Consider the following 17039-nt stretch of genomic DNA (forward strand, 5'->3'; position numbering starts at 1 on the left):
GCGCAAGGCAAGCGCCCAGCGGCTCGGTTCTGCCAAGCGGGCGTTCAGGAACGCGGTACGGAGGTTTCCGGCGAGCTTTCCCCGCCCGGCATCTCGATATCGCCTGTCTCTCGGGCATAGATTTCACGCAGCAAGCGGCGCCACTCCCGGAATCTCTCTTCCGCCGAACCTGTCAGGCGGCGGGTTTGCCCCTCCAACTGCACTACCATGGGCTCGGCCTCGGCGTCGAAAGACTCGCCTACCTCGCGCAGGGCTTCCGCGTGCATCTTGGCCTCTTCGCGCCGGCTCAATCCGGACTGTATGCCCATTAAGCCGCCTTGAATCATCGTGCCCGTGACTCCCATGTTGTCGCCGCCTCCGGACTCGTAGGCGATTGCGCCGAGAATGCCAAGCACGCCCAGCAGCATGCGCGTGTTGGCGGCCCTGCGCATCTCCTCGTAACTGAGACGGCCTTCGCGCGCCATGCGCCGCCAGTCGGCATAGGGCTCATCCAAACCGAAGTACAGATTGGCGTAATGTTCGTTGACCGCGTCGATGAGCGCGTATTCGCGTTCGCGCACTTCGCGCATCCGGCCCACCATCGGCTCGTCCGCTGCCGGCAGACGCCTCAGTGCATATTGTCCGTCTTCGTTCTGCGCCAGGTAGCCTTCGAATGCCTGCGGCACAAGGTTCTCTCCATAGCGTAGATCGCTGATCTCGCGGATCCGCGTCAGTTCCCCGGCGCCAAGTTGAGCGCGGACTTCAAGCAAGTCGTTGGCGATCTGGTTATATACGTTCTGGTAAGGGTCCTGGCCGCGTCCGCTGTCGCGAATGTATGCCTGCTCCGCCACGGTCATTTCATAGCTCTTGTTGAACCACTCGCGGGCGGAAGAATCCCAGGCGCCCACGCGCAGTTTTACGCTGTAGCCGTCCGAATGCTCAATCCGTCCTGAAATCACGATATCCGCCACCGGGCTGAACTCGGGCAGGATGCTCACGGCGCCCCAGTAACCGGTGGCTTCCAGAGTGCTCTTCAGGTGATAGGGAATATAGCGCGCTTCGGCGCGGCGGATCTCGGGAAAGATCAGCCTTTCCTGCAGTTCCTGGTCGGTGACGTTTTCCGGTAGCCCGGGATCGAACACCAGAATGCCTACGCTCAACAGCGCTGTCTGGGCGATGTCCGTTTCCGCGCGCTGCAGCGCAATTGGCGTGTACTGGACTTCGCTGGTGGACGTGCAGCCCACCAGTGCTGCCGTGCAAAGGGCAAGCCCTGCAAGTGCTTTAGTTCTGATCATTCCGATGCGATTCCCATGTGCCTGCGATACTCATCCCACAAAGCTTCACGAATCCGCAAGTCGTCCGTGCTTTCCGCCGCTTCGCGAATTTGCCGGGCAACCTGATCTTCGCTTCCGGCCACTTCGGCGATATCCTCGGGGATCTCGACCTTGGAAGCTGCGCGACCCTCGGAACCGCCCTCCCCGCCTTCGCGGGCACTTTCACCTGCTGCGTCTCCGCCACTGCCGCCGCCGCCGCCTGCGCCACTACCTGTTTCCGAGCCGCCGGCACTTCCGCCGCCGCCAACCCCGCCTCCGGACGCATTCGGTATTGTCGTCATGGATCCGCCGGATGCACCACCGATCGTGTCGCCCGTTCCACCGGCATCGCCTGCGGTGCCCTGTCCCGCTGAGGCCATGGCTTCCCGTTCACGGGAAATTTCGCGATCGTAGTCCCCCATGGAATCACGTAGCACGGCTTCCGGATCATCAGAACCGCCAGTTCCCGGCGAGCCGCTGCCCGTTCCTCCGCCAGCACCACTGCCGCGCTCTCCGCCAGCGCCGCTGCCCGACGCCCCGCTGCCTGCCTCTCCGCCAATGCCGCCGCCCATCGAGCCGCCGCCCATCGAGCCGCCGCCGCCCATCGAACCGCCGCCGCCAATCGAACCACCGCCGCCCACCGAGCCGCCGCCGCCAATCGAACCACCGCCGCCCACCGAGCCGCCGCCACCCATCGAACCGCCGCCGCCCATCGAGCCGCCACCGCCCATCGAACCGCCACCGCCCACCGAGCCGCCGCCCCCTACCGAGCCGCCGCCACCCATCGAGCCGCCGCCGCCCATCGAACCGCCGCCACCCATCGAGCCGCCACCGCCCACCGAGCCGCCACCGCCCACCGAGCCACCGCCGCCCATCGAACCGCCGCCGCCCATCGAGCCGCCGCCACCCATCGAGCCGCCGCCGCCCATCGAGCCACCACCGCCCATCGAGCCGCCGCCGCCCATCGAGCCGCCGCCACCCACCGAGCCGCCGCCGGAAGGAGAAGAAACGCCGCCCGTCGTGTTGCAGCCCTGCAGCATCAAGACTGCCGAAAGGACCAGGAAAACGCGCAATGCGGGAACTCTCAATTTCATGTCATTGGGTCTGTCAACAGGTTGTCTGCAAGCATACCACCGCCCGCCGCGGGCGGCGCTCTCCCTATTGGATGCGCGAATCAGTCTTCGCGTCGCTTTTCGTAATCTTCGTAATTAAGGCGCCCACCGCGAACAGCGGGAGGATAGTGCCCGTATCGCTCTTTTTCGCGATTCTGACGAAACCGCCGCACGAAATAGGCGAATAGATTGAAGAGCACGAAGGCTACGGCAATCAGCGTGCCGATGTTTTCGAGAATGAGGCTGAACATGACGAATAATCGATAGTTTCGGGCGTCTAGTTTGCTGTCCCGCAGGCAAGTTTATTTTACGTTCGGTGCGGTAGTACCATCACGATCATGCCGCAAAGAGCTACAGACTGGAAATAATGCGCTCGCGTTACCGCAACTTGCTGGCCGCGGCCTTTCTGGCTGGCGTTCTCCTGCTTGTCTGGCGCCTGCAAGGCACGGAAACCACGACCATGGTGCTGCTGCTCACAGCCGCCGAACTCGACGGCGGTGACTCGGCTTCGCTGAGTTCCGCTGGGCGGACCCGCTCCGAATCGCTGAGCCGTTTGGCCGGTGACCTCGCGCAAGCAAGCCAGCTCGCCCCGATTCTGAGCGCGGGCGGCGAGCCCGAGCGCGAAACCGTGCGCCTGCTGGCCGAACGCCTGCAAAAGCCCATTTCCGATGTGCTGATCGAAGATCCCGCCGCTTTTGCCCGCGGCCTCGCCAGGCGCTACCGCGGCAAGGTGGTGATTGTCGTGGCCAGCGCCAGCCTAGCCGCTGCCCTCTTGGCGGAATTAGACGGCTCGTCCCCGAATCCGAGAGAGTTCGGGCCGGGCCGCCTGCATCTCGTCAGCGTTCCTTCCCTTGGTCAACCACGCACACTTGTGCTCAGCTACTGAGTTCCGGCTCGATGGGCCGCTGCAGGAGGCCATGGAAAGTGCCGATATCGATATTGGAGCCGCAAAACAAAACGCCCACATGTTTTCCCTGCAGGCGCTCGCGCAATGGGCCTGAGGCTGCCGCGAGTGCAGTCGCGCAGGCTGGCTCCACCATCATCTTCAATTCCCCAAGTATCAAACGCATGGCATCCTGAATTTCCGCGTCGCTTACCTGCGCCAATGCATCCATGTAGCGACGGGTCAGGGTGAAACTGTATTCCCGAGCGTTCGGCGCTCTCAGGCTATCCGCGATTGAATTCAGCCGGCGCGCCGAAACGGGCTCGTTGCGGGCAAGACTCTGAAACATCGAATCGGCGCCGACAGGCTCGGCGCCATAGACGGCGATGTCGGGCTTGCGCTGCTTTGCGGCAGCCGCGATGCCGCCAACAAGTCCGCCGCCGCCTACCGGTATGACCAAGGCATCGAGGTCCGGAACCTGTTCCAGCCACTCCACGGCCAAGGCGCCCGTGCCGATCGCGATTGCGCGGCCTTCGAAAGGATGCACAAGGGTCCGTCCCTGTTCGCTCTCAATGCGCAGGACACGCTCAAACCCGGCCTCTGCGCTATCGGCCATCTCGACCCGCGCACCCCAGGCCCGAGCTTGCCGAACCCGCGCCGGGTTGGCCGGAGATATGATAACGACATGTGCGGAAGCGCCCATCACATGCGCTGCCCAAGCTACCGCGATCGCGTGATTCCCGGCGCTGATCGCGGTGACGCCTTTGTCGAGCTGCTCCCTGGAAAGCGAAAGCATCCACGCCAAGGCGCCCCTGGCCTTGAACGTACCGGTCAACTGCAGCAATTCCAGCTTCGCACATATCCGCATGCCCGGTGCCTGTTCGTCAATCGCCGGCCCGCGCCATTCGTGCACCGGTGTGCGCGCCACCAACTCCCGCGCCCGATCGCGGTAGGCGCGTATTTCGGCGAGCGAAGGCGGCTTGTGATCCATCATGTCGAGAGCTGCTAGCGCTTGACCTCCCGGACAAACCGCTCATCAAGGTCCTTGGCACGTACACAGCCCAACAGGGCCAGATCACGCTCCACCTCGTCGCGCAGAAGCTTCAAGGCCCGGGCTACGCCCGCTTCGCCGCCCGCGCCCAGGCCATACAGGTATCCTCGCCCCGTGGAGCAGGCCGTGGCGCCCAGCGCAAGCGCCTTGAGCACATGTGTGCCGCGCCGCACGCCTCCGTCAACGATCACTTCGGCCGCATCGCCTATGGCGTCTCGGACTTCCCGAACCAGATCGACAGGCGCGGGAACGCCATCCAATTGCCGGCCACCATGATTGGATAACATCACGGCGCTGGCCCCAGCGGCGACCGAGCGTCGCGCGTCGGCGGCGCACATTACTCCCTTGATCGCGAATGGGCCGCCCCAATGCTCGATCATTCGCGCGGCGGCATCCCAGTCCACCGTACTGTCGAACTGGCGAGCCACATAGTCCATCAAGTTGGTGTCCTCGCGGTCCTTGATCCGATGCGCGAAATTCGCCATCACGGCCGGCCCTGAAGTGATGTAGCGATAGCTCCAGGCAAGGTGACGCGCTACATCCAGCTTGCTCATGAAGGTCAGCTTCGGCGGAACCGTCATGCCGGTGGCGAAGTCACGCTCGCGATTGCCGCCCACCGGCACGTCCACAGTCAGGCAAAGTGCCGAGAAGTTGGCCTGCTTGCAGCGCTCAATGAACTCGCGGTTCAGCCCCGGATCGCGGAGCACGTAGATCTGGAACATGCGCGGGCCGTCGCTGGCGGCGGCAACATCCTCTATGCGCGTGGAGCCGAGCGTGGACAAGGAATAGAGTGTGCCCGCGCTGTGCGCCGCACGCACCGCGCCGATTTCGCCATCGTGGTGAAAAATCCGCGACATTCCCGTGGGCGAGAGAAACAGAGGCCATTCGAGTTTCTGACCGAGCACCGTAACGCCGGCGTCAACCTTCTCTACGTTCACCAGGTAGCGCGGCAACAGCTCGTAATGGTCGAAAGCCTCAGTGTTCCGGCGCAGTGAGTATTCGTCGTCGGCTCCGCCGCGCATGTAGTGGTACATCGGCGAAGGCAGGCGTTTGCGAGCCAGCTTGCGCAAGTCCTCAAGGTTGTGGCAGCGCGCCAGCTTGCGATCAAGCAGCGTCATTGGAACCTCGCCAAGGCGTAATCTTCAAGCGGAATTTCCGGCGTGCTACCGGTCAGATGTTCGGCTAGGGCCTTGCCGGTGCCGGCCGCCATCGACCATCCCAGGTGGCCGTGTCCGGTAGCCAGGTGTAATCCCGCTACTGGCGTGGGCCCAATGATCGGGACGCCGTCCGGAGAGGCGGGCCGCAATCCGCACCATGGACGCATTTCCGCGCGGGGGATGCGTTCCGCGTGCTGCGGCAGAACGGCGGCCAGGAGCTGGCGCAGATTGGCCACCCGTTCCGGCGAAAGATCGTGATTGAAACCGGTGAATTCCACCGTCCCACCCACACGGATGCGGGTGCCGCCCAGCGGCACCACGCCGGCCTTGTAGCGGTCGTCGAGAATCGCGTGTCCCAGGCGTGGCAAGCCTTCCGCCATTGGCGTTGTGAGCGAGTAGCCCTTGGCTGGATAAACCGGTGCCCGGACGCCGAGTGGCTGGATCAGCCGAGCGCTATAGCTGCCGGCCGCGACCACGATACGGTCGGCCTGAACTTCTTCGCCGCTCCGCAAGCGTACGCCCCGCACCTTGCCGCGCTCCGCAATCAGTTCCTCGACCGTTTCGCCGAAACGGAAAACGGCGCCGTACTGCTCCGCGAGCTGTGCCAGGCCACAACTGAATTTGTGGGCGTCGCCCACCGCATCCGCCTTGAAATGAAATCCGCCCGCCAACTGGCCGCCAATGGGCTCAAGTGCAGGTTCACATTCCACAACCGCTAACGGGTCGAGCTCTTCGACCGGCACTGCATCTCCACCGAGTATGGCACAGCGCTCCCGCCCTCGCCGCATTGCAGCCTCGTCGCGGCATACTTCTATGATTCCTGATCGGTCCGAATCGTATTCTATCGGATGTTCAGACGTTATATAATCCATCATTTCAATGGAATAATTACACAACCTCAAGTTTTTTATCATATTGAGCTTGTGGCGCGCGGGACTGCTATTGCGCAGGAACCGACAGCCCCAGGCGAACAATCCGGGAACTGCCGACGGTCTGACCAGCAGTGCAGCTTCCTTGCGCCCAAGATACTTCAGGAGCGTCAACCAAACACCAGGCGAGTTCCAGGGCGAGGATAGACTGGGCGTGAGCATGCTGCCGTTCGCAAAGCTGGTTTCGAGCGCCGGACCCGACTGCCGCTCGAATACGGTAACCGCTACGCCCAGTCTGGCCAGGAACCACGCCGCGGTCACCCCGATCACGCCGCAGCCGATGACGATAACGTGCATGAACGCGCCGTGAGCGGTTTCAATCGGCGATCAGCCGGGCGAACTGCGCGAATACGCGCCGCCCCAGCATCATCGAACGATCCATATAGGCCCGCGTGTCGGCCAGTATCCTGGAGGCGCTGATGCGCCCATCTTCCGCCAGCCAACCTCGGGCCGCGTCCCGCTGCACCCATTCCTCGATCATCGGACGCAGAATTTCCAGGTGAAACTGGATCGCGTAGGCCGCCTCGCCATAGCGAAAGGCCTGATTGACGCAGTCGGGCGACGACGCAAGCAGCGCGGCGCCGCGCGGCAGATCGAAGGTGTCGCCATGCCACTGCAACACCTGTTCGCGTTCTTCCAGCGCTTCGAACAGCAGATCCGCCCCTCCATCGGCAGTTCTTTGCAACTCGTACCACCCGACCTCGCGAACCGGATTGGGATATACCTCGCTGCCGAGCACTTTGGCTATGACTTGGGCGCCTAGGCAAACACCTACCAACGGAAGAGACAGCTCCATCGCCTCGGCAAGAAGTCGCTCCACATGCAGCAGGTGTGGATAACGATCGGTGTCGTTTGCTCCCATCGGCCCACCCATAACGACCAGCCCGGCATACCCGCCGAGGTTCGGGTTCGCCGATGGGTCGCTCTGGAAATCGACGATATCAAGCGCCAGCCCCGCATCTCGAAGGAGCGGCTCCAGCAGGCCTTCCGTCTCGTAACTTACGTTGCGAATTACCAATACTTTCTTCATCGCTTCGCCGGCCCCTGCCCCACTGCGCCATCAGGAATTACTAGTATCCAAGATTGAAATTGTACTGCTGTAAGAGCGGGAAAACGCAACCAAGCCGGCAGAGGAAAATCTGGAGGACCGCCCTGGAGTCATCGCTTGGCGCGGGACCCTTGCGCCTGGAGAAAGCTGGCAAATCGCCCACCAGTACGAAGTGAGCTACCCGAACAACGTGCGAATCGCCCAGTGAATCTTGGGTTAGAATCGATTAATTGGGAAGCAGGGCAGTATGCCCTGCGCAGAGGCGCGTGACGAATTGCTACACCGCGGAGTTGTGCGCTTGAATACATTGAGGGGATTATTGCTATGAATGCGACTGGCAAGAGTGCTTGGACAATGGCGCGGAAAGTAAAGGGGGGGGGGATCGCTTTTCTTGCCCTCGCGCTTTCAGCTCCGGGATGGGCGCAGGATGCCGACGACGAGGCAATCGTGGAGGAGCCGCAGACGGAAGAAGCCATAGAGCTTGCGCCGCAGGTCGTTACCGGGACCCGGCTGATTGGCGGCGATCCTTCGGCCAAGATAATCAGCATCTCGGCGGAGGAGATTTCAAGGCGCGGCATCTCCAGCTTGGAAGATCTGTTCCGCACCCTGCCCTATGCGTTCGCTTCCATCACGACGCAAACCAATATGCTGTTCGGGGGCGGAGCGGCTGATACGGACGTCAACCTCGGTGCCTTGGGGCTGGGCACCTCCACGGTGAATCTGCGCGCCTTGGGCTCCGAGAACACACTGGTGCTGCTGGACGGCCGGCGGATCGCGGGCAAGGCAGGCAATCAGTCGAACTTCGCCAATATCCTCAATGTCCCGCTCACCGCCGTGGAACGAGTGGACATTCAACTGGACGGCGCCTCGGCCGTATATGGAGCCGATGCAATCGGCGGCGTGGTCAACTTCATTCTGAAGAAAGACTATCGCGGACTCACGGCAACAGCACGCAACGAGTGGAGCGCCACCGACGCCGACAGAAGAAAGTTCGATCTGGTGGGTGGTTTCGCTTGGGACTCAGGAAACCTTAACGTCAGTCTTGAGCGCGTGGAAAACAAGCCGATCAACAACTTCAAGATCTGGACCAGTAACGACTTTCGCGACGACTTCGGGCCGGAGTTCGACAAACGCTGGACCACGGCATACAACCAGCCCGGCATCGTCTGCGAGTTCAATGGCTCCTACGTTTTCCCCGGTTGCGCTTGGCCGTATACCTATCTCCAGTTGCCCTCGGGCAGTGGAGTGGGCGCAACGCCGGACGATTTCTCTAACGAGATAGCGCCGTTTGATGTTGTGGTGCCGCAAAACGGCGCAGATGACACAAAAACATCGCTACAGTTCCACGGCGAACAGTACCTCACGGACAACTTGCGAATTTATGCCGATGTTGTCATTTCCGAGCTTGATTCAACTCAGTTGTTTCAGTCCGGCATGTCCAACTACGTGGTTCCCGCGAGCAACGCCTACAATCCGTTCGGAAGGACTGTGGTAGTCAGTTACTATCCGCTGCGGGAATTGCAGGACGGCCGCATACCCTACTCCTACACGGAAACCGAAGACAAGCAGCGTAATTATGCGGCGGGTTTCTACTGGCAGATTGCGGATAAACACCAACTACAACTCGACATCTCGCACTCGGAGTCGAAGAACTTTGGTTGGCAGATACGCACCGACTGGCGAAGAAGCCGTTGGGACCCCAGTGCGGAGGCGTTCTACAGGGCGCTCGAAAGCTCGGACCCCAACGTGGCGCTGAATTTGTTCGGCGACGGCACAGCGCAGGGTTCCGCGTTTGACGAGCTGTTCACCAATGCCTTGGGGCCAAGCCTCGGCTTTACGGATACCACTATTATCAAACCGCTAGTGCGCGGCGAGCTTTTCGACATCTGGGGAGGCCCCATCCGTTACGTCGTCGGAGGGGAGTCCGAGAGACGGAGAGTTTACAGCCATAGCACGTCTTGGGGTCAGGAGGGCCAGGTACGCCGATATGGCCGCGAAACCTACGAAGGCATTGAGAAGCCCACCCAGGAAGATACCGCTTGGTTCGCCGAATTGGCCCTGCCGCTCGTAAGTGCCGACAACTCCCGGCCCGGGCTGCGCTCATTGCAACTCAGCGCGCAGGTTCGGCGCGACAGCTACGATTATGAGGGCGCCCAAGGCGGAATTAGCGCGGTGCGCGAGCCGGCTCCGCGACAGGTCTGGACTCCTGGCGTCGGCTGGACTGACATTCCGTATTTTCAGTGGATCGACCAAGGCGAGCCCAACATCGTCGGAGAAACCAAGGCGGACACCACTTGGCGAGCAGGACTCTATTACCAGCCGGCGCAAGAGCTAACGCTGCGGGCTTCGTGGTCGAAGTCCTTCAAGCCGCCCAAATACCGAGACCTCTTCAACATAGATAATCCACGCACATTCCCTGGCTACTATATTGACCCCTATCACCCGGATGGGCTTACGGGGTATATCCGTCCTCCCATCAACTACTCTTCCTTCAATCCGGACATCCAGTCCGAAACCTCGACCAATCAGAGAGTTGCGGTGGATTGGACACCGGAAGCCGTGCCGGGCCTGACGCTGTCGGCGGATTGGTCGAAGGTGGACAGCGAGAACAGAATCTATTATTCGAACAGCATTCTGTATGACGAACCCGAAATCGGCTTCGCGCTTCCGCAAATCGTGCAGCGGGACGCCGACGGCTACATCACGTCGGTGAATGCGTACAACATCAACTTGTCGGAAAAAGTAAACGAGATGCTGATTCTTTACGGAGAGTATGCGTTTCAAACCGATGTCGGCGCATTCAACCCGAGATTGACCTACACCCGGGTGCTGGACGAGTTCTTTACGGTGGTGGAAGGCAGCCCCTCCATCGCTCGCGCAGGCACCATCAAAGGCAGCGACGAGTACAGGCTGCAGGGATCGCTTACGTGGCTGTGGAATCGGTTCGGCGCCGATCTGTTCATCAATTACCGCCCCAGCTACGAGAATGACCGCACGGGTGTCTGCTTTCAGGTAATCGGACGCTGCACTCGGCTCTATGAGCGTCTGCCTACCATTGAGGTAGATTCTCTGATGACGATTGATCTGACGCTAACCTACCAATTCGACAACGGACTGCGATTGCGCGGCGGCGGACGCAATATCCTCGACGAGGATCACTACACGGTCTTCGAGAATCTGCCCTACGACCCTACCCGCTGGAATGCTCGCGCCCGTGTGTTCTTCCTTGAGCTGCAGTACGAACTAGGAAACGAGTTGTAGGGACAAGGCCAACCCGCAGTCGGTAGCAACGGGCGATGCAATTTCGACAGGCGGCCCAGCAAGCGCTGGGCCGCCTGTCCTTAGTTGGCTACTGCACCAGAACTCGCGCCATGACGTTTTCGGTCTGCGGCAAAAGACACAGGTCGTCATTGCAGGTCTGATAAGTCACTTCGGCGCTTACCTCATAAATTCCCGGCAGAGCGGACGCGCTGGCTTGCAGCGGCTGGGCCCAGATAACGCCTTTGCCGCTGTGAATTTCGTAGGGCCCCTTGAAGCCAAAAGGAGGCGCCTTCATGGCGCCGGCGGCATGCAAGCCGTCCGGCATACCGAAAGTCACGCTTGTTTCCTTCATACCTTGTGCATCGTTGCGTCCCGTGGAAGCGTAGATGTACCAGCCGTCCTGCATGTCGAGCTGCACATGGACATCCACACGGCCTCCCGGCTCAAGCACGGCCAACGGCCCGGCATGGACGGTGACCGGCGACGACGCGGCGGCCGGGGCTTCTCGGGCCGAGGCATTCGGCGTATTGCCGTTTGGGCCGGATCCAAGCGCTATGCGTCCTGCCGGGGCCTCCGGGCCGTTTTCGGAGTCGTCGCTGCCCAGCATCACGTAAACTCGGCCTTGATGCCGCATGGTAAGCCAGTGCGCCTTGCCTTCCTCGTATAGCCTGCCGACCGTTTCCTCCCAGAAGGGAACTTGCTGCTCCGCCATGCGCTGCAAATCTTCGTCGTTGGGCATCTCTATCGTAATGCCTTCGGCAGCCCGCATGACAACGATTTCCTCATACATAGCGCGCTGCGTTTCGAACGTGGGGCGGGGGCGCGGAGGATAGAGCCCCGGGTCTTTTCCGGCACTCTCGACCCTGTTCACGTCTTCCCATTCCCAGGACAACTCGCCACTGAATGCGCCGCCATTCACCGTCGCCACGCTGGCGCCGATGATCAGGTCATTGACTCCATCGGCGTTCCAGTCGTCCACATATACCCGTTGACCGCTGCCCGGAATCGCCTTGGCGCCGCCTTCCGCCGGCAACAGGTCAATGCCCGGTTCGAAGCGATGGCCATCCGGCGTCTTTACGCCACGGAAAAATGAAACGGCCCGGCTATTGGGCGCGCGGTACGAATCGGTCACCAGCAAATCAAGCACACCGTCCTGGTCCCAGTCCACGGCCAACGGATTGGGCTTGCCGTCGCCCGACGGCGCCAGGCTCATGCCCGTTTGCATGTATTCCTCTTCCGCTTTCGTGTGCGAGCGGGTTTGCAGCGGCTGGCCGTGGATGTCCAGCAACAGCTCGCGCACGCCGAAGCTCGGATTCTTCGGGCCGCCGATGTTCTCGCTAACCCGCAAGCCGCCGGAACCACCAACAATCAGATCATAGTCGCCGTCGCCGTCCAGATCGCCGAAGGTGGCCGAGGTATATACCCAGTAGTCGAAAGTGCCGATGTCGCCCGGCTCGCCATCGTAGTTTCCGAACATGGGATTGCCGTTCGATGCTGGGTCGCCTTCCTGCGGAAGCGTCCGGCCCGGCAGAAACCCGTCGGCGCTGCCCCGGAACCAGGTCACTTCACCGGGGTGGTACTGGCCGGTGATCATGTCGTCGTAGCCGTCGTTGTCCAGGTCGTAGAACATGGGCGTAAAGCCGATGCAGCACCACTGCGGTACCTCCATGATGGTGCCATCGGTATCCCGCGCCCACTCGAATTCTTCAGCGAACCGTGGCTCGGCGTCCGTTCCAATGTTGCGGTACACACGTATTGTCGAACCGTCCTCCCCCATCGGAAAGTTCTCGCCGCTGTTGGTCTCGAACTCCCCTACCAACAGGTCGCGCTTGCCGTCGCCGTCCCAATCCCACAACGCCGGCGCCGCCAGCCCATGCTTCTCCGTAAGCACCGGCTTGCCACCGGCCATCACCATAAACGGGTCGCCGAGCTTTGGCGCGTCCGGAATGTCCGCGGGCTTCAGCTTCGGGAAACTCGTTTCACCGCGTTCCGCAAGTTGCACGGGAGATCCCGCGCCTTCGTACGCGAACAGAATCATGCCGGCAAAAACCACAAGAGTGAGACAGTGTAAGAATTTGATGCGCATAGCGATGCCCCCTTTCAATTGTCCGAGAGTCCACTTTCCAAAGAACATTATGCACCGCTACCAACGGGAACGGTTCTAGGCGCTGCTCGCCTTTCTGAAGCCTACCGGTTTTTCCGGGATCGTCGCTGCCCAGCATCACGTAAACGCGGCCCTGATGCCGCATCGTAAGCCATTGCTCCTTGCCTTCCTCGTAGAACCTGCCGACCGTTGCCTTCCACACACGGAGTTCCTGCTTGACCCTACGCCGCAATTCTTTGTCGCTGGGCACCTCTATAGTCCTGTCCTCGGCAGTCCCCTGGGCAGTGATTTCTTCATAATATGTGCGTTGCGCTTCAAGCGTCGGACGGGGTAGTGGAGGATAGCGTCCTGGGTCTTTTCCGGCGCTCTCGACCTTGTTCACGTCTTCCCACTCCCAGGACAACTCGCCGCTGAATGCGCCGCCATTCACCGTCGCAACGCTCGCGCCGATGATCAGATCGTTCACTCCATCGGCGTTCCAGTCGTCCACATACACGCGATGACCACTGCCAGGAAAGGCCTTTGCGCCGCCTTCCGCCGGCAACAGGTCAATGCCCGGTTCGAAGCGATGACCATCCGGCGTCTTTACGCCACGGAAAAATGAAACGGCCCGGCTGTTGGGCGCGCGGTACGAATCGGTTACCAGCAGATCAAGTACGCCGTCACAGTCCCAGTCCACGGCCAGCGGATTGGTATATCCGTCCACCGATGGCGGGCTGGGCATGCCCGACAACACCATGCCCAAGCTGCGCCGACCCTTTTTTCGGGTTCGCAGCGGATTGCCATGGATGTCCAGCAAAAGTTCACGTACCCCAAAGTTCGGATTCTTCGGGCCGCCGAAGTTCTCACTACTCCGCAAGCTGCCGGAACCACCAACAATCAGGTCATAGTCGCCGTCGCCGTCCAGGTCGCCGAAGGTGGCCGATGTGTATGCCCAGTATTGGAAGGTGCCGATGTCGAACTGCTCGCCGTCATAGTGGCTGCCGGAGAAGGCTGCCGCAGCCGGGTCGCCCTCCTGCGGCAGCGTCCGGCCCGGCAGAAATCCGTCAGCGCTGCCCCGGAACCACGTCACTTCCCCGGGATGGTACTGGCCGGTGATCATGTCTTTGTAGCCGTCGTTGTCCAGATCGTAGAACATGGGCGTAAAGCCGATGCACGCCGATTGCGGCACGCCTATGCACCATTGCGGCACCTCCAAGAGGTTGCCATCGGTATCCCGCGTCCACTCGAACTCTTCAGCGAACTGCGGCTCGGCGTTCGTTCCAATGTTGCGGTACACACGTATTGTCGAGCCGTCCTCCCCCATCGGAAGGTCCTCGCCGCTGTCGGTCTCGAACTCCCCTACCAGCAGGTCGCGCTTGCCGTCGCCGTCCCAGTCCCACAATGCCGGCGCCACCAGCCCATGCTTCTCCGTAAGCACAGGCTTGCCGCCGGCCATCACTAAAAACGGTTCGCCGAGCTTTGGCGCGCCGGGAATTTCCGCTGGCGTCAGCTTTGGAAAACTCGTTTCACCGCGCTCCGCAAGTTGCTCGGGAGATCCTGCGCCTTCCCGCGCGAACAGAATCATGCCGGCGAAAACCACAATGGTGTGAAAGTGTAAGAGCTTGATGCGCATTGCGATGCCCCCTTACTATAGTCCGAGAGTCCACTTCACAAACCCAAGTTTGCACAACGACCAGCCGGACCGATTTTCCGTCAGGCTGTTGGACAGGCGCCCTGCATTTCGATTCCCCGGACTTGCCCTGCAAGGCGCCGGCGCAACCGAATCAGGCCGGCTGCGCGAAGTATTGCGCAAGTGCGGCGAAGCGGCGCTTAAGCGAGCGTTCGGACATAGGAGCGGGAAGCTTATCGAAGGCATGCGGAGCGCCGGGCACGACTTCCAGTTCCACATCTACTCCGCTTTCGCGCAAACGGCGCGCGTATGCAAGCGACTCCTCATAAAACAAGTCCTCTTCGCCGATGCAGAGGTAGGTTGGCGGCAAGCCCTGGAGCTGCTCCGCGCGGGCCGGCGATGCAAATGGGGAAATGCCCGCGGACAAATCGTCGTTCCGCCCGAGGTAGCAATCCCACGCAAAGCGGTTCTTGTCCTGGTCCCATAACACGTACTCCAGCGCCTGTCCGGCCTCCGGTTCGACGTTGCGGTGGTCCAGCATCGGGTAAATCAGGCATTGATAGCCAATCGCGCCAGGCCGCCGCTCCCTGGCCCGCAGCGCCAGTGCCGCCGCCAGCCCGCCCCCGGCGCTGGCGCCGCCCAAGACCGGCGGCTTGGCATCCAGTCCAAGCGCTTCGGAATTCTCGAGCATCCATCCCAGCGCCGCATCGCAATCGTCGAGCGCCGCCGGATAGGGATGTTCGGGCGCCAGCCGATAGTCGGGAGCCACCACCACGCAGTCCAACTCATCAGCCATGCGGAGCAGTTGCAATTCGTCCATCTCGGGACAGCCCAGAATGTAGCCGCCCCCGTGTATCCACAAGAGACCGGGGCGCTTATCAGAAGACTGCGCGCGCGCATAGCGCCTCAGACGCAGGTTTTCTGCCCCATCCCGACCGGCGATGAACTGATCGGAAACATCAACGTGATCGTATCCCTCGATCATTGCCGCGGCGGCCTTGGACATGCGGTTCAGTTCGGCACGTGTCCGGGGTAGATCTTTTCGGTTCAGTTCCAGCACCGGAAGTTGATCGAGAAACGGCTGAAGTTCAGGGGCGATGCTCATGTTGGGTTCTCTCCCTGTTTGACGGGCAGCGGCTTCACGCGCATCCGGATGTGCTTGGGTTCAAGAAAGGTCTCCAATCCCTCCGGGCCGAGCTCGCGGCCGAAGCCGCTAAGTTTCCAGCCACCGAAAGGCGCCTGCAAATCCGACGTGTCGGACACGTTGATACCTACCGCGCCGAATTCCAGGCGGTCCGCCAGCGCCCAGGCGTGCTCAAGGTCTTCGGAGTAGATGTAGGCCGCCAGACCGAACGGCAGGCTGTTCGCCACCGAGAGCAGTTCGCCGAGCGATTCGCATTGCCTTATGGCCGCCACAGGTCCATAGGTTTCTTCGATCATCGGCAAACAGTGGAGCGCCGCACCGTCCAGCAATGTCGGCTGGAAAAACAAGCCTTTCGCCAACCTGCCAGCCTTGGCGGGTCTACCGCCGGCAATGATCCTGGCGCCCTTGCCCACGGCGTCGTCGATATGCGCTTGCGAGCGCTCAATCACGGCAGGCGTCGTGACCGGCCCATAGCACGCGCCCGGAGCAAGGCCCGGCGCCAGTTCTATCGTTCGCGTCGCTTCCACCAGCGCGTGCACAAACGGTTTGTGCACATCGGGATGCGTGAGAATGCGATTGACGGTAATGCAGATTTGCCCCATGTTCGAAAAAGAACGGCGCATCGCGGCGGCAGCCGCTGCTTCGATATCGGCGTCGGGAAGAACGATAAACGGCGCGTGGCCCCCGAGTTCCAGCGACAGGCGTTTCAGGTTGCCGGCCGCGTTGCGCATGATGTCCTGGCCCGCCGATATTGAGGCGGTCGCCGAAATGCAGGCAATTTCCGGGTGCCTGGCAAGCGCGGCGCCGGCTTCCGGCCCGGTACCCGGCAGGTTGGCCAGTACCCCGGTGGGAATGCCTGCCTCGACAAAACACTCCAGCACCGCAGCGATGGCAAAGGGTGTCTCATGAGGCGGCTTGACTACGACCGGACAGCCGGCGGCCAGCGCCGGGGCCACCTTCCAGCAATAGAGATCAACCGGGTAGTTCCAGGGCACGATGGCCCCCACCACCCCCACCGGAAAATAGGACACGACGTTCCTGACATTCGCCAGCGCCGACGGACGCAGCGTGCCGAATACGCGCCGCCCTTCCTCGGCGTAGTAGCGGATTACCTGAATGCCGAAGCGGATTTCCTTTTCGCTGTCGCAGAGCGGCTTGCCCTGCTCCCGTGTCAGCAAGGCGGCGATTTCATCCACTCGCGCCTCGACAAGGTCGGCTGCCCGGTGAAGAATCAGCGCCCGCTCGTCGGGATGCGTATGCGACCAGACGTGGTGCGCCTTCAGCGCATGGCCCACGGCGCGGCTGACATCCTCGCGGCTCGCAAGCGCGCAACGACCGACGCGGCTGCCGTCCGCCGGGTCGCAAATTTCGCGCCACTCATCCGATGCCGGAGCGCGAGCGGCGCCGCCATAAAACAGCGCACATTCAAGCATGGTGCAGGAGATT

The 17039-nt window shown here is 61.6% G+C and carries 13 protein-coding genes; 2 read left to right on the plus strand and 11 right to left on the minus strand.

Features of this window, described 5'->3' with window-relative positions; all coding sequences use genetic code 11:
- Positions 1–44 precede the first annotated feature (44 nt).
- The 3 genes from ACWCOO_RS06295 to ACWCOO_RS06305 form a co-directional block, all read right to left on the minus strand.
- A complete protein-coding gene (locus tag ACWCOO_RS06295; RefSeq protein WP_446830150.1) occupies positions 45–1274 on the minus strand; it encodes a hypothetical protein in 1230 nt (409 codons plus the stop codon).
- Positions 1271–2386 carry a hypothetical protein gene (locus ACWCOO_RS06300; protein ID WP_446830151.1) on the minus strand — a complete coding sequence of 372 codons (1116 nt, stop codon included), beginning with the start codon at positions 2384–2386 and terminating at the stop codon, positions 1271–1273. Before ACWCOO_RS06300 ends, ACWCOO_RS06295 begins: the two co-directional genes overlap by 4 nt.
- A gap of 80 nt (positions 2387–2466) precedes the next feature.
- Positions 2467–2655, minus strand: coding sequence for a hypothetical protein (locus ACWCOO_RS06305; RefSeq protein ID WP_446830152.1), 189 nt, complete (start codon positions 2653–2655; stop codon positions 2467–2469).
- A gap of 116 nt (positions 2656–2771) precedes the next feature.
- Here ACWCOO_RS06305 and ACWCOO_RS06310 point away from each other — a divergent pair, with 116 nt between their 5' ends.
- Entirely contained in the window at positions 2772–3290 is a 519-nt protein-coding gene (locus ACWCOO_RS06310) for a hypothetical protein (protein WP_446830153.1), read from the plus strand.
- Here ACWCOO_RS06310 and ACWCOO_RS06315 read toward each other — a convergent pair.
- The 4 genes from ACWCOO_RS06315 to ACWCOO_RS06330 are packed head-to-tail and all read right to left on the minus strand — an operon-like array spanning position 3280 to position 7454.
- Positions 3280–4281 (minus strand): threonine ammonia-lyase, encoded by a 1002-nt coding sequence (locus tag ACWCOO_RS06315; protein ID WP_446830154.1) that lies wholly within the window; start codon positions 4279–4281, stop codon positions 3280–3282. The genes ACWCOO_RS06310 and ACWCOO_RS06315 overlap by 11 nt on opposite strands.
- A gap of 11 nt (positions 4282–4292) precedes the next feature.
- Positions 4293–5456, minus strand: coding sequence for an alpha-hydroxy acid oxidase (locus tag ACWCOO_RS06320; protein ID WP_446830155.1), 1164 nt, complete (start codon positions 5454–5456; stop codon positions 4293–4295).
- Positions 5453–6721: a D-amino acid dehydrogenase gene (locus ACWCOO_RS06325; protein WP_446830156.1), complete on the minus strand. Its 1269-nt coding sequence runs from the start codon at positions 6719–6721 to the stop codon at positions 5453–5455. Before ACWCOO_RS06325 ends, ACWCOO_RS06320 begins: the two co-directional genes overlap by 4 nt.
- Positions 6722–6740: 19 nt before the next feature.
- Positions 6741–7454 carry a type 1 glutamine amidotransferase gene (locus ACWCOO_RS06330; RefSeq protein WP_446830157.1) on the minus strand — a complete coding sequence of 238 codons (714 nt, stop codon included), beginning with the start codon at positions 7452–7454 and terminating at the stop codon, positions 6741–6743.
- A 372-nt stretch (positions 7455–7826) separates the two neighbouring features.
- Between ACWCOO_RS06330 and ACWCOO_RS06335 the strand changes: the two genes are divergently transcribed.
- Entirely contained in the window at positions 7827–10733 is a 2907-nt protein-coding gene (locus ACWCOO_RS06335; RefSeq protein WP_446830158.1) for a TonB-dependent receptor domain-containing protein, read from the plus strand.
- Positions 10734–10821: 88 nt separating this feature from the next.
- Here the strand turns inward: ACWCOO_RS06335 and ACWCOO_RS06340 are convergent, their stop codons facing one another.
- The 4 genes from ACWCOO_RS06340 to ACWCOO_RS06355 form a co-directional block, all read right to left on the minus strand.
- Positions 10822–12819, minus strand: a complete 1998-nt coding sequence (locus ACWCOO_RS06340; protein ID WP_446830159.1) for a hypothetical protein — start codon at positions 12817–12819, stop codon at positions 10822–10824.
- Positions 12713–14452, minus strand: coding sequence for an FG-GAP repeat domain-containing protein (locus tag ACWCOO_RS06345; protein ID WP_446830160.1), 1740 nt, complete (start codon positions 14450–14452; stop codon positions 12713–12715). Before ACWCOO_RS06345 ends, ACWCOO_RS06340 begins: the two co-directional genes overlap by 107 nt.
- A gap of 151 nt (positions 14453–14603) precedes the next feature.
- The gene (locus ACWCOO_RS06350; protein ID WP_446830161.1) at positions 14604–15554 is read right to left on the minus strand and encodes an alpha/beta hydrolase; all 951 of its coding nucleotides are present in this window, start codon (positions 15552–15554) and stop codon (positions 14604–14606) included.
- Positions 15551–17026, minus strand: a complete 1476-nt coding sequence (locus ACWCOO_RS06355) for an aldehyde dehydrogenase family protein (RefSeq protein ID WP_446830162.1) — start codon at positions 17024–17026, stop codon at positions 15551–15553. The genes ACWCOO_RS06350 and ACWCOO_RS06355 overlap by 4 nt, the downstream gene beginning before the upstream one ends.
- Between the last annotated feature and the right edge of the window lie 13 nt (positions 17027–17039).

Origin of the sequence: Candidatus Foliamicus sp., assembly GCF_965221325.1 — a bacterium.
Taxonomy (GTDB): Bacteria; Pseudomonadota; Gammaproteobacteria; order Steroidobacterales; family Foliamicaceae; genus Foliamicus.

Bases quoted from the DNA above. Each gene is read 5' to 3' on its own strand.
- ACWCOO_RS06305 (WP_446830152.1), bottom strand. From the start codon at position 2,655: ATGTTCAGCCTCATTCTCGAAAACATCGGCACGCTGATTGCCGTAGCC.
- ACWCOO_RS06320 (WP_446830155.1), bottom strand. From the start codon at position 5,456: ATGACGCTGCTTGATCGCAAGCTGGCGCGCTGCCACAACCTTGAGGAC.
- ACWCOO_RS06335 (WP_446830158.1), top strand. From the start codon at position 7,827: ATGGCGCGGAAAGTAAAGGGGGGGGGGATCGCTTTTCTTGCCCTCGCG.
- ACWCOO_RS06350 (WP_446830161.1), bottom strand. From the start codon at position 15,554: ATGAGCATCGCCCCTGAACTTCAGCCGTTTCTCGATCAACTTCCGGTG.
- ACWCOO_RS06300 (WP_446830151.1), bottom strand. From the start codon at position 2,386: ATGAAATTGAGAGTTCCCGCATTGCGCGTTTTCCTGGTCCTTTCGGCA.
- ACWCOO_RS06345 (WP_446830160.1), bottom strand. From the start codon at position 14,452: ATGCGCATCAAGCTCTTACACTTTCACACCATTGTGGTTTTCGCCGGC.
- ACWCOO_RS06330 (WP_446830157.1), bottom strand. From the start codon at position 7,454: ATGAAGAAAGTATTGGTAATTCGCAACGTAAGTTACGAGACGGAAGGC.
- ACWCOO_RS06325 (WP_446830156.1), bottom strand. From the start codon at position 6,721: ATGCACGTTATCGTCATCGGCTGCGGCGTGATCGGGGTGACCGCGGCG.
- ACWCOO_RS06310 (WP_446830153.1), top strand. From the start codon at position 2,772: ATGCGCTCGCGTTACCGCAACTTGCTGGCCGCGGCCTTTCTGGCTGGC.
- ACWCOO_RS06295 (WP_446830150.1), bottom strand. From the start codon at position 1,274: ATGATCAGAACTAAAGCACTTGCAGGGCTTGCCCTTTGCACGGCAGCA.
- ACWCOO_RS06355 (WP_446830162.1), bottom strand. From the start codon at position 17,026: ATGCTTGAATGTGCGCTGTTTTATGGCGGCGCCGCTCGCGCTCCGGCA.
- ACWCOO_RS06315 (WP_446830154.1), bottom strand. From the start codon at position 4,281: ATGATGGATCACAAGCCGCCTTCGCTCGCCGAAATACGCGCCTACCGC.
- ACWCOO_RS06340 (WP_446830159.1), bottom strand. From the start codon at position 12,819: ATGCGCATCAAATTCTTACACTGTCTCACTCTTGTGGTTTTTGCCGGC.